At 44.0% G+C, this 14,026-nt stretch carries 8 protein-coding genes; 1 reads left to right on the top strand and 7 read right to left on the bottom strand.

Annotated features, from left to right (window positions below):
• The first annotated feature begins 71 nt into the window (after positions 1-71).
• A complete protein-coding gene (locus tag V6W81_RS02950; protein WP_338541494.1) occupies positions 72-2,666 on the top strand; it encodes a glycosyl hydrolase 53 family protein in 2,595 nt (864 codons plus the stop codon).
• 162 nt (positions 2,667-2,828) lie between these two features.
• Here the strand turns inward: V6W81_RS02950 and V6W81_RS02945 are convergent, their stop codons facing one another.
• The 7 genes from V6W81_RS02945 to V6W81_RS02915 form a co-directional block, all read right to left on the bottom strand.
• Complete coding sequence (locus V6W81_RS02945; protein ID WP_338541493.1) at positions 2,829-4,895, bottom strand: beta-galactosidase; 2,067 nt, start codon at positions 4,893-4,895, stop codon at positions 2,829-2,831.
• Positions 4,896-4,937: 42 nt separating this feature from the next.
• The gene (locus tag V6W81_RS02940) at positions 4,938-6,470 is read right to left on the bottom strand and encodes an ABC transporter substrate-binding protein (protein WP_338541492.1); all 1,533 of its coding nucleotides are present in this window, start codon (positions 6,468-6,470) and stop codon (positions 4,938-4,940) included.
• Positions 6,471-6,511: 41 nt separating this feature from the next.
• Complete coding sequence (locus V6W81_RS02935; RefSeq protein WP_338541491.1) at positions 6,512-7,426, bottom strand: carbohydrate ABC transporter permease; 915 nt, start codon at positions 7,424-7,426, stop codon at positions 6,512-6,514.
• A 121-nt stretch (positions 7,427-7,547) separates the two neighbouring features.
• Entirely contained in the window at positions 7,548-8,468 is a 921-nt protein-coding gene (locus V6W81_RS02930) for an ABC transporter permease (RefSeq protein ID WP_338541490.1), read from the bottom strand.
• Between the two features lie 171 nt (positions 8,469-8,639).
• Entirely contained in the window at positions 8,640-10,214 is a 1,575-nt protein-coding gene (locus V6W81_RS02925) for a response regulator (RefSeq protein WP_338541489.1), read from the bottom strand.
• Positions 10,211-11,965 (bottom strand): sensor histidine kinase, encoded by a 1,755-nt coding sequence (locus V6W81_RS02920; RefSeq protein ID WP_338541488.1) that lies wholly within the window; start codon positions 11,963-11,965, stop codon positions 10,211-10,213. The genes V6W81_RS02925 and V6W81_RS02920 overlap by 4 nt, the downstream gene beginning before the upstream one ends.
• Before the next feature lie 147 nt (positions 11,966-12,112).
• The gene (locus tag V6W81_RS02915) at positions 12,113-13,654 is read right to left on the bottom strand and encodes an ABC transporter substrate-binding protein (RefSeq protein ID WP_338541487.1); all 1,542 of its coding nucleotides are present in this window, start codon (positions 13,652-13,654) and stop codon (positions 12,113-12,115) included.
• Positions 13,655-14,026: the final 372 nt, after the last annotated feature.

The following is a 14,026-nucleotide window of genomic DNA, read 5'->3' as shown; positions in this document are numbered from 1 at the left end:
CAAAAATTAAGGAAAGGAGCGTTACATACAGAAACCCACGATTAAACAATGAATGTTAAGGAGGTCACGACTTGAACACAAGAAAACGAATCATGTCTGCTACACTTGCACTACTAGTATCTTTTACCCTCTTCAACGCGCCGGCCAAGGCGAATGCCACAACCACTGATTCAGCTCCAACTTTTGCCAAAGGTGCAGATGTAAGCTGGCTACCGCAATTGGAGGCTCAAGGGCAGAAGTTTTATGATGACAAAGGAAAAGAGGAAGATCTTCTCCAAATAATTAAGGATCACGGCGTGGATTCGATCCGCTTGCGCGCCTTCGTTAATCCTTCGGATCACCCTTCTGATGGTCACAGCAGCACGGAAGAGGTCATCGAGCTGGCTTCTCGTGTAAATGATTTTGGATTCAGAGTCATGATTGACCTGCATTACAGTGATTCCTGGGCTGATCCCGGCAAACAGCATACGCCAAAAGCATGGGAAGGTTCGGATCTGGAGCAGTTAAAAACCCATGTCTCCGATTATACGACTGAGGTTATGAAAGGTCTGAAGGAAGCCGGCGTAACACCGGAATGGATTCAGATTGGTAATGAAATTAACAATGGTATGCTGCATCCCATTGGTGCTTATAGCAACACAACTAACCTGGTAGAGCTGCTTCAGTCAGGCTCACACGCAGCAAAAAAGGTTTTTCCCGACATTAAAGTCATTATCCACCGCGCTAATGGAGCAGATGAAGGTGTGATTGGTTATTACGATGGTTTAGTCGAGGCTGGTCTTAAGGAAAGCGACTACGATATTATCGGTCTGTCCTATTATCCGGATTCGATCTATACCACCTCTATTGATGAACTGTCTGATAACATGAATACGCTCGCTAAGAAATTCGGCAAGGAAGTCATGATTGTCGAAATCGGTGGTAATGTCAGTAAAAACGAAGATAACGTCTATAATATGCTGGTAGCCACACAGAAGAAACTAAAGGACGTGCCGAGTAATCTGGGAACCGGTATGTTCTACTGGGCTCCAGAAGGAGTCTTCTTCGGTTATCCCCTTTCGGCCTGGAATTCGGATGGCACCCCTTCCCTCGCCATGGATGCCTTCCTTGATAACGCTACAGAAGTGAATCGCCAGAAGGTAACTGGCGTAGAGCTAGACAAGCGTACAACTACGGTTGAAGTAGGCGATACAGATCGTTTACGGGCTACTGTTACTCCTGAAAATGCTACCTATCAAGGGGTCACCTATACCAGTTCTAACCCGGACGTTGTAAAGGTAGACCGCTATAAAGGTACCGTTTCCGGACTTGCTGAAGGAAAAGCAACAATTACAGTCAGTACCTATGAAGGACAATTCACCGACACCGCAGAGGTTGTCGTAATCCCAAGCTCCAATCCGATTAAGAACCCTGGCTTTGAAAATGGATTAAGCGGTTGGAACGTGACGGATAAAAATAATGACGCTGTTAGCACAGGAACCGATATGTATTCCGGTTCATCGGCGCTGCATTACTGGAGTGCACCAGCTACTGAATTTACGGTTTCACAGCAGCTTACCGGGCTGGAGAACGGGACATACGAACTGTCTGCTTGGGTTTCTGGCGGTGGCGAGGAAGAGATTGCCGAGATTTTTGCTGGTGAACAGAAGCAGAGCTTTACCAATACGGGCTGGATGCAGTGGTCTAATCCCACAATTAAAATGATTGAAGTTACGGATGGAACCTTAACGATTGGAGCCAACCTGAAGTATTCCGGCGGACAATGGGGTAATATCGATGACTTCAAACTTGTGAAGAAAGCAGATGCGATTGAAACGAATAACCTGACCGTAAACGGCAATACAGCTTCGTGGTATTTGAGTGGAGAGAAGCCAACTTCATTTGGCGATGGTCTCAACTCCACAACATTCAACTATGGCGACGAGAAACCGATCGATTTTACACTTAATCATGAGATCTCCGGACTTGTACCGGGAACCTATACAATGGAGGCCAACGTATTCGGTGATAAAGGTGAACCTGACCAAGGATCTGTCATGTATGCCGTAACCGAAGGACAGACCTATTCCATCCCGCTTACTTATAAAGGGAGTGCCTGGGAGAAGCCCGCTTCGTTAACTCTGAAGCATATTTATGTAGGCGACGATGGTATTGCTGAGGTAGGCTTTGTTGTAAAAACAAGCTCCGACGAGCATTTTGGTTATTTGGAGGATATTACTTTTGTACGCACCAAAGATGATATCACCCGTGCCGAATTTGCATCCCTGCTCGTTCGTGCCCTTGGGCTACCATCATCCGCTGTTAACCCGTTCACGGACGTTGACTCAACGAAATGGTATGCCGGTGACGTAGCCGCAGCACACCATGCCGGTCTTGTAAAAGGTTATAGTGCCAACAACTTCGCACCCGAAGCAAGAGTTACCCGGCAAGAGCTGGCTGCCATTCTAGTGAAAGCTTATTCAGTCAAGACGGGAAAGGCAGCACCCGCTGCTCCATCCGTTACCTTCTCCGATGCTAACCTGATTAGTGAATGGGCCAAGAAAGATGTAGCCACAGCTGTATCACTCGGATTGTTCGACGGTATTACAGACAAAAACTTTATGCCGAAATCCTTCGTGAGCCGTGCTGAATCTGAGCAAGCAATTGCTGCTCTTCTGCAACAATAGTCGTATTCATTCAATTGAGGTCCCCAGAGTTGGTTCATGCAAAAAGGCAAAACAAAACCTCCGCCTTCCATCTGAAGGCGGAGGAACATCTCTATAGTAGCAATATATCACTTACTTTTATATCTACTTCTATAATTATTTACTCTGGTTTAGTTACGACATTTAATTACTCTTACGTTGTAAAATAAGTGCACCATTAATAGGCAGCTCAATCTTCCCTGTTTTACTTTCCCCTGATTCAGCATCCACGTATCCGTCATGATCTAATTCGATCGACGCTTCTTCACCTGAGAAGTTAAGCAAAAATACATAATCCGTATCGCCATCAGTTCGCAGTTGGGCAGTTACGCCTTCAGGTAGAGTGCAATTGATCGTTCGCCTAACACCGGCTTGCTCTACAAGTTCACCGTAGAATGATTGATAGAAAGAGTCTTCACTAACGCGTGCTGCAAGATAGTAGGCTTGCCCGGCACCAAGACGATTCACGGTAAGTGCTGGACGTCCTGCATAGAAGTCATCCCCATAAACGGCAAGCACTTCTGCTGTCTCCACATGGATCAAATCGCACAACTCATGAACCTCAAGTGCACCCTCCAACCCTAGCGGATTTTCAGCATTGAATACAAGTGAGTTGCGGTCATGATCATGAAGGCCTTCGAGTTCCTCAGACCAGATGCCAACAGTAGTGCGCAATGGGCCTGGGAAACCGCCAAGGTGACATAGATCATTTTCATCTACAATCCCACTCCAATATGTCACAACCACAGTACCGCCCGCTTTAACAAACTGTTCAATCTTCTCCCCTGTCTCCTGGCGAAGAAGGTACGCCATGGGTACAAGAAGTAGCTTGTAGTTCAAGATATCGTCATATGAACCTACAATATCGACGGGCACACCCAATTCCCACAACGCACGGTAATGCTGCGCCACTGTCTCTTCGTAATGCAGACCACTATTGCGCGGGCCTTGTGCATCATTAATTGCCCAACGATTATCCCAATCGCACAACATAGCTGTTTCAGCCGGAACAGGCGTGCCGATAATATCCGACAGTCCTGCCAATGTGCTGCCCAGGTCAGCGACATCCTGAAACACGCGTGTATGCTCGTGACCAACATGATCCACAACCGCACCATGGAATTTCTCACTGGAACCACGACTTTTACGCCACTGGAAATACTGTACTGTATCTGCACCATGCGCCACTGCTTGTAACGAAGATAGGCGATGCATGCCTGGGCGTTTAAGCTTGCTCACTGCCTGCCAGTTTGTCAGACTTGGCGTGCTCTCCATCAACATGAACGGCTTTTTCTTCAAACTACGGAACAGATCGTGATTGAAGGCGAACCATGACGCCACATGACGATCGGAATCAGCCTCATGCCATTTAGGATATGCATCCCATGAGATCACATCAAGCTCATTCGCGAATGAATGATAATCTAAACCGTAGAACCAATCCATCATATTCGTTGTACAAGGAAGGTCTGGGTTCGCATTCCTCAGTGAGCTTACCTCGTGTTTATAAAAGTCTAACGTCTGATCAGATACAAAACGCCGCCAATCCAGGTTTTGTCCGTGTACCGCATTCTCTCCGTGGGGTGCAGGTGACTCCACTTGTGACCAATCGTTATAGGTATGACTCCAGAACGTTGTCCACCATGCACGATTTAAATTGTCAATGGATCCGTATTTGGCCTTCAGCCAATCTCGAAACGCGGATTGACAGTAATCACAGTGACAATCGCCGCCTAATTCGTTGGAAATATGCCAGCCGAGTACTGCGGGATGATTCGCATATCGTTCAGCAAGTTTTGTATTCATAATCGTTGTTTTCTCTCTATAGACGGGCGAGGTATAACAGTGATTGTGACGTACACCAAATAAATTACGAACTCGATTCGCCTCAACCCGGAGCACTTCCGGGTATTTCTGAGCCATCCACGCCGGTCTAGCACCAGTTGGTGTAGCTAGCCAAGCGTAGATGTCATTCTTAGCGAACGTATCAAGCACATGATCCATCCATTCAAAATTAAACTGACCTTCCTCCGGCTCCAAAGCCGCCCAAGCAAAGATACCGATCGCCATAACGTTGCAGTTAGCCAGCTTCATCAGCCGGATATCTTCTTCGAATATTTGGGGATCATGCAGCCATTGATCCGGATTATAATCAGCGCCGTGCATAAATGCCGGCAGCTTGCTACTAATGGGAGGGAACTTTATTGCCATCTTTGTTATATCTCCTTTGTCATTTATTCTGTAAAGCTTGTATTACTTCGCAAGAAAGGCATCGATCTGGGACTGCATTTCCTGCTGGACTTTATCTATGCCCGCAGCCTTGAGCTGGGCATTCAACTCTTCCAGCCCTTTATTCATATCCTGAACAAGTCCATACTCTAATGGAATTGCATAGCGAACCATAATATTGCTAATATTGGCTACTTCCGTTTTCACCTTCGAGTCATCAAATACAAATGTTTCTAATGGGAAGTGATACACATCTTCCTGCCAATTATTGAAGATATCGTCAGCTTCTTTCGGATAAGAAGCATCTTGTCGATTCAGATACGAGTTCCAGCCCCAGTTCGAAAAGCCTGTATAATTGCCTGAGCTAGCCTCTAAGACAAACTTGTCATCGCCTTCTGGCGTATAGTGAGTACCCGCAACCCCATACATGGATAAATCATGAATTTCCTGATCATTCTGCAAGAGGTCAATCACCATCAACGCTCGTTCCGCATGTTTGGATGTGGAGTGGATCGCAATACCGTTCTGCGTCGAGATTGCGCCAAGTTTCTTGCTGTCTGGCGTAATATCAGCTATTGCAAACTCCAGCTCGGGTGTATCCCGACGTGCTTCAGCCAGATTGAATCCCGTTGTACCCAGATTATGTGCATAGGAAGAAACCTTCCCAACTTTCATGTCTTGCCAAATGTCGTTTTTATTGGTGACAACGTTCTTCGACCAAGCACCGTTATCAGCCAAATCTTTATAATAACCAAGTAAATCTTTGAATTCTGACGTCTCGTAGACATTAAATACTTGTCCTGCAGCATCATCTAATTTATAAGTTAACGGGAGACGTAGATCGACAACTTTGAAATTGTTATTTTGCTCTAATGCAATCTGATCCAGCTCATGCCATTTCCAACCATCAGCAGCTTTAGCTCCAAACGCTGTGATTCCTGCCTCATTGGCAGCAATGGTCTTCAAGTAGTTTGCATAAGTTTCTAAGCTATTGATCTCTGGTAGGTTATGCTTCTGACGAAGATCCTCGCGGTAAAGCACGACCTTGTTCGTTACTTCTAGGTTATTGTTGGGCACCATGTACAATTTGCCGTTAATTTTGGCTTGATCCCATGATACTTCTGGCATCTCGGCCCACGTCTGCGGCGCATATTGCTGTAGCATGTCCTCCGTGATTTCCTTGAAACCACCTTTAATTGCTTGATCGTTGTAATACGCCCAGCTCGATGTATACACCAGATCAAAATTTTCATTGGCAGCAAATTTTAACGGATATTTCTGGCTCCAATCAGACCAGTCAAGAAATTCGACTTCAAGCGTTGTGTTAATCTTCTCCTTCAGCTTCTTGTTCAACTCACCGAAAACGAGATCATAGTCTACAGGCTTGCCTCCAAGAAGAATCATTTTGAGCGTAACTTCATCCGACGATCCCGCCGAACTAGAGCTTGAATCCCCTGCACTCTGGTTGCCTCCATTACCGGAGCAAGCTGTTAATATAACCGATAGAACAAGAGTCAAAGAAAGAAGACGAAAAATTGATTTATTTCTGTGTTTCATCGTTGTAACCCCCAATGGAATAAAGAATTAATTTCATATAATCACCCTTTGACAGCACCAATCGTAAGACCCTTCACAAAATACCGCTGAATGAACGGATACACGAGCAAGATAGGACCAATCGCAACAATCGTCATGGCCATCTTAAGGCTCTCCGTTGGAATCTGAAGATTCACAACAGCACCTGAAGCGACCATAGCTTTACGCATCCCGTCCATGTTCCCCAACATTTTATACAAGTAGTACTGTAACGGCATCAGGTTCTCATTGGTGATGAACAGCATCGCGTGGTACCAGTCATTCCAATATCCCAGTGCAATGAACAGACCAATGGTCGCCAGTGCTGGTTTGGTTAAAGGCAGAATAAGTCGTAGATAGATTAGAAAATCCCCCGCACCATCGATCTTCGCAGATTCTGTAATTGCATCAGGAATGCTATTCATGAATGACTTCATGACAATGATATAAAAGACATTGAGCAGCATCGGGAGCACTAATATAAGGAACGTGTCTTTTAACTGCAAGTAATTGACGATCATGAGATACCATGGAACTAAACCGCCACTGAATAGGGTAGTGAAGAAGAAGAAAAACGAAAATCCATTACGCCATTTAAAATCTTTTCTTGCGAGAGCATATGCTGTCATAGAGGTGAGGAACAAACCCACAACGGTTCCGACCACCGTAACACTGATTGTTACCATATATGCTTTGATTAACTGTCCTGGGAATTCAAAAAGCAACTTGTATGCTTCTAATGAAAACACCGAAGGAAAGAGTTGATATCCATCCTTAATAATGCTGCTTTCCTCTGTCAGAGATGACGAGAGCACAAGGATAAAGGGTACCAGACAGAAAAGCGAAATCGCGGCGAGTAGAATATAACCGAGAATCTGAAGCAGTTTTTCATCCCGTCCTGTCCGGCCAGGTGACTTGCTTGTTAATTGTGCGCTCAAATTGTACCTCTCCTTTCAATTTCTCTGGATCTCGATAGGCTTAAAATTCGTGTTCAAAAAGGTCGGTTTTCAGTACCGAGAAAGTCTTTCGTAATCAAAAGCGAACTTTTTGAACAACCTCTTAAAATAGAGCTCGATCTTTGTCGTATCTGCGTACAACGTAGTTCGCGATCAGAATAGTGGCAAAACCGAGAATCGACTGATAGAATCCGGCAGCAGATGACATGCCAATATCATTGGATGAAGTCAACGATCGGAATACAAACGTATCGATTACGTCCGTGTTTGAGAACAACAAGCCGTTATTTCCGACCATATTGTAGAACATTCCGAAATCTCCTCGGAATATATTACCGATGGACAGCAGTACTAGAATAATGACGGTTGGAATTAGGTTCGGAATTGTAATCCTGAAGATACGTTGGAACACATTTGCACCATCAATCTCCGCCGCTTCATACATTTCCGTGTCGATGCTGGTGATGGCAGCAAGGTACATGATTGAACCATATCCGACTGCTTTCCATGCCGATACAATGACGAGTATGTAAGGCCAGTAAGCTGCTGTGTTGTAGATATCAATGGGTTCCATCCCAAACGTATTGAGAATAACGTTGATCAAACCAAAGTCATAGCTGAACAGGTTGTACGCGATTGCGCCGACAACAACCCATGATATGAAATAAGGCAGGAATAGCATGGTTTGAAAAAGTTTGCGTGACCACTTATGTGCAACCTCAAATAACAATATCGCCATCGTAATCTGTAGCAGGTTATTCACCACGATGAAGGCAATGTTATACAATGCCGTATTTCGAGTTACCTGCCACGCCTGTCCTGACTCGAAGAAGAAACGAAAGTTATCCAAGCCATTCCACGGACTTCCGAATATCCCACCCTCATACGTGAACTGTTTAAAAGCTAAAACTATACCTGCCATAGGAATATAAGCAAACACGATAAAAAACAGTACGGCCGGTAATAACATAAGCAACAGGGTTCGGTATTTCACCAAATCCCCCAGAAAGCCTTTTCGATTCATAGACGTCACCCTCTCTGTCTCTATAACCGTAATCCGGTTAACATAATGATACTTTGATTATAGGCTGTGCCCATGTTCACCCAACATTAAGGGAAGCAACTAAAAGTAATATTCAATCTACGATTTCATAGAAAAAGCGCCGGAGCATAACATGCTCGGCGCTTTAGGAATCTAAATATGATGTCTCTTCCGATACTCACCTGGAGACATACCGGTTGACTGTTTGAATTGGCGATTGAAGTAGATAATGTTTTTGTACCCAACCTTCTCTGCGATTTCATAGATTTTGAACGACGGATCACTGAGCAGCTCGCATACTCGTTTCATCCTTAGATCCAGAAGAAAGTCACTAAAATTCATTCCTGTTTCTTCCTTAAAAAGGTGCCCCAAGTAGTTAGGCGAAAAAGCAAAATGGGCGGCTACCTCCTTCAAAGTTACTTTAGATTCAATCCTCTCCTTCGCATAATTCAGAATATCTGTAATTAGCTTACGGTTGGTCTTTGATCGTTCAGTAAACAGCCGCTCAGACAATTCGAAGAATCGCCGTCTTAACCAAGATAATATATCGCTCACTGTCTCAAAATGGAACAAAACCTCCGGTTGGTGTGACTCCCATTGCAATAGTTCGTATAAGTTCTCGTTCAATTGCTGTAAATCTGCGTGTAGCTTAGATGTGATGCGAATGATCAAATTATAGACATCATTCATCTTGTGCAATGGACGATCACGCCCGAAGATTCGTAACAGGCAGTCATCAATGCCAACCAGATCATAAGACAGAATCGCATTCATCATGATGGAGATCATCTCTTCAAGATTCTCCGAATTCTGATCACCTAAGGGATACTCTGCTACATCGCGAATTAGCCGATTCTTGCCAATCAGCCACTTGGCGCCCAGAGCAGAAACTGCCTGCTGGTAGGATTCAGGCAATTCTCGCCACTCATCAGTAGACTTACCATATCCTATAGTAACCGTCAGAGGGAATGCACTGGCTACAGCCAAAATCAATTCTTCTAGCAGAGCGACATTCTCCTCTTCGGTTCCATTAGCCAACATGATAAATTGATAATCGGAGTGGCTTGCGATAATGGTACCTAGTCCGCTCTCTGAAGCTAGTTTTTCGATGTAAACCATCATGTCACTGGACAATTGACGTCGGTCATCCGCAGACATATCAAGCATTTTCCATTCCACATCGTCCATCTCGATAATGGCCACAGCCGCACCGTTGCGAACAAGTGGTTGTATGAGTTGCTGCATATGGCTATCGATCTGCTCGCCTGTTCTAGAGCTCAACCAGCGAAGTAGAAGCGCCTGGCTCGCTAGCGACAGTACCTCATCATTGGTCTTGATTCTCTCTTGTTCTCGGCTAATCTCTCCACATAGCTCAGCAAGAATCTGTTGAAGCTCGTCATTATCCACTGGTTTCAATAAATAACCAGATGCGTGTAAAGACAACGCCTCTCTTGCATATTCGAAATCCTCATGCCCGCTAATAAAAATGATTTTTAGGCGAGGATTGATTTCCTTTGCTTTGCGCGCAAATTCTATTCCGGTCATAATTGGCATGCGAATATCGGACAAAAGAAGATCAACTTCATTGCTTTGTAGTAACTCAAGAGCTACGAATCCACTGTTCGCCGTTCCCACAACTTCAAGTGGCAATCCACTCGCGACCACTCTACGTCGAAGCCATTCCAAGTCAATTCGCTCATCATCTACGAGCATAACCTTTAACGTCATTTTGTTCCTCCATTCAGACCGTCTAACCACGAGTCTCTGTCGCTTGTCGGCTCTGCAGGCAGCAAAATTCGAACGGTCGTTCCTCCGCCATATACGCTACCTATTTCTAAGCCAAAATTATCGCCGTAACGAAGCTTGATTCGATCATTCACATTTTTCAACCCGTAACCACATCCCTGTCCTGTTGGGTTGAACATGGATTGAACTTGTTCGGGCTTCATGCCGACTCCATTGTCAATTACGCTTAATTCGATCAGATCGCCTCGTTGTCGCCCCTCTATACGAATTGTGATTGTATCCCCATACCAAGCATGCTTAAATACATTTTCCACAATAGGCTGAAGAATCAATTTGATAACTGGAACGTCAAGAATACGAGGATCGGCATCCACACTGAAGGTGAAGGCATCGACATACTTGACTCTTTGAATATTCATATAAGTTTCGACTTGCTCCAATTCCTTCACAAGCGGTATCACAATATTCCCCTGATTCAGCGATAGACGGTAAAATTTAGATAGTCCCTGAACCATCTCCGTAACTTGAGCCGTCTCCCCCAGATTAGCGAGGCTGTTAATGGTTGAGAGCGTGTTATATAGAAAATGTGGATTAATCTGTGCCTGTAACGCATCAAGCTCAGCCTGCTTACGTCGTATCCCCTGAGCATAAACGTTGCTGATCAGCTCTTGGATATTGGTAGCCATTGAATTAAATGCTTCGGCGATTTGACTGAATTCATCATTTCCACCAAAACGAAGACGTTTCTCAAAGCTGCCGTTTTCAAATGTATGGACTAATGAGATGATCTTTCTCATTTTGCGACCGGACAACCTGGCCACCAGGAAACCAATCAACATCATAACAACGAAGCTGATTGTGCAGACAGATAAAATAATTTTTTGAAGACGCTGAGCATCTTTTTGTAAATAATCATGCGGAACCCATGTTTCAATAATAAAATCTGTCCCTGGGACACTTTGTTTGAGTGTCAGGTAGGAAGATAGATCGACTGCTTCTGCAACTGTGCCACCGCGTTGATACATGACAGCCCCTGTAACTCCGTCCACCAGCCTCATGGAGATGCCATCCTCCTCTGGATAGGTCACATAGTTCCCGAGCAGATCCGCAAAGCCAACCGTGATTCGGAGTATACCGCTGTTTTGGTAATCGTCAAAGGAAATCATTCGACGTACATGAGATATCTGACTTAGCTCGCGATCTGATTCGACTTGCATCCAACGATTATCATCTCCCTCCAGGCTTTGTTGTGCCCAGGTGGAGTCCTTAATCTCAAGAGTAGAAAGAATGTAATAATCACTTTCCTTCAACGGTGTCGTCAGATCATCGCCTTCAATAATGTTCAGATCGTTATTATTGGTGTATAAAACAATCCGTATAGGATTGCCAAATAGCTGCAATGGAGATTGCATTTTGGGTACAATCTCATCAATCATTGTCAGATACATCTCATGTGGCTTCCCTTTCTTCTGCAAAGCTCGCTGAAAAGGGGCACTGCTAAACAAGGTATCAGAAATACGCTGAATCTCGTCCAGCTGATATTTCAAGTTATTACTTGTCTGCGCCATGGACGTCCTAATATTAGTCTCGGCGATCTCTGTGCGTGAGTTTGTAAGCATCATAAAGGAAACATAGCCAATGACAGCATCCGTTACTAGAACAAGCAACAAGTAAGTGATCATCATTTTATAAGAATAGGGAATTATTTTTCTTTTTTGCGTTGCTTGGCTCATACGTAGTCTCCCGTTTCATCGGATGTGTGTGTTCTTTATATAATGCAGTATATCTCAGTCACTCTTTTAAGACGCCTGAGAGGCCGATCCAAAATCGATCGACCCTCATAGGATTTACATTTCAAATATAGTACCTTTATTGTGATATTAGTTTTTCTCTAAGAACGTGTCAATTTGGCTCTGGAGTTCTGCTTGTACCTTTTCAATTCCAGCGGTATTGAGTTGATTGATTAATTCAGCCTGTCCCTGCTGAGGATCTGCAATGAGACCATATTCTAATGGAACACCATAACGTACCATGACATTGCCGATATTAGCCAGTTCATTCTTTACCTTCTGATCGTCAAACACAAACGTTTCAAGCGGATAATGATACACTTTCTCTTCCCACGACTTCTCCATTGCTTCTGCTTCTTCTGGATAGGAGGTCTCTGTCCGGTTCAGCGGCGAATTCCATCCCCAGTTAGAGAATCCAGTATATTTATCTCTGTTTGGACCCGGTTTATATTTATCCTCATCAATTGGTTCGTAGTGACTGCCTGCAATACCATACATCGTCAGATCATGGATTTCTTTATCATTCTGCAATAAATCAATGACCTTCAGGGAACGCTCAACATGCTTTGACGTTGCATGAACAGCCATACCATTTTGCGTCGAGATGGATGCTGTTTTCTTTTGGTTCGGAGTAAGATCAACGATAGACATCTCCACATCGGGGAGATCGCGCTGAGCTTCAACAAACTGGAAGCCTAGAGAACCTAAATTTCCTTTAAGTGATGCCGCCTTGCCAGCTTTTACATCCTGCCACACTTCATTTTTACTGTTAACAACATTCTTAGACCAAACTCCACTATCAGCTAAGTCTTTATAATACAAAAGTAGCTCTGTAAACTCAGGTGTATCGTAAACATTGAACACTTTTCCAGTTGCATCGTCGAGTTTAAAAGCAAAAGGCATGTTGGGATCGATTAGTTTCCATTCATTTTGCTGTTCAAGTAACATATTATCTAACTCATGCCACTTATATCCGCCCCCGGCCGCTGTTGCAAAACCACTCATCCCCGGCTCATTTTTGGCAATTGCTTTTGTATAGGCAGCAAATGTCTCAGCATTTGTAACGGGTTCAAGGTTATATTTCTTACGTAGATCTTCGCGTATCATGACAACTTTGTCCGTTATTTCCTGGTTATTATTCGGAACCATATATAGTTTATCTTTAATTTTCGCTTGCTCCCATGAAACCTTCGGCATGGCTTCCCATGTCATCGGTGCATTGGTTTGCAAAAGTTCATCCGTAAGTTCATAGAACCCGCCATTCATTGCCTGATTGTGATAGAACGCCCAATTCGCCGTAAATACCAAATCAAAGTCATCTCTCGCGGCAAATTTCAGTGGGTACTTCGATGACCAATCTGACCAATCTAGAAACTCTGTTTCAATCGTTGTGTTAATCTTTTCCTTAAGTAATTGATTTACCTCACCGAACACCTCGTCATAATCCGCAGGTTTGCTGCCTATGAGTAACATTTTCAGTGTGACATCTTCCGATGCACTGGCCCCATTATCAGCAGTTCCTTGTGGATCATTACTCTCATTACCACTCCCACTGCTACAAGCGTTTAATAGTAGACTGACCATTAGCATGAGTGTTAACAGTCTCATGGCTCCCCTTTTCTTTTGCTGCATCTGACATCTCCCCCTAGATTAGATCATGCATTATTTATTGTTCGACAAGCTATTGATAATCAGGTAACCCTGAATCATCATGGATTCATGCGTTGTTCCAAAGAGAATGTAATCGCTTCCCAAAAGGAACAAGATTCGTTTCCCCCTTTGGCAACTTGATCATCTCTTTAACCCCATTATAGGTAAACATCACATGCTCCAACATTCACTCAAGCAACAAAAACCTATACTTATTCAACGATTTCATTCAGAAATGAATAAGCAAAATCATTAAAAAGCCTAACCCAAATAACATACTGTTTGAGTTAGGCTTGCTATGTGCTTCCCGCATGAATTATGAAAGATCCCATTTGGCAGAGTTAGCATTAGAGA

It is taken from the genome of Paenibacillus tundrae (assembly GCF_036884255.1).
Lineage (GTDB): Bacteria > Bacillota > Bacilli > Paenibacillales > Paenibacillaceae > Paenibacillus.
The sequence above is the reverse complement of the archived record's forward strand: the minus strand, read 5'-3'. Positions and strand labels throughout refer to the sequence as shown.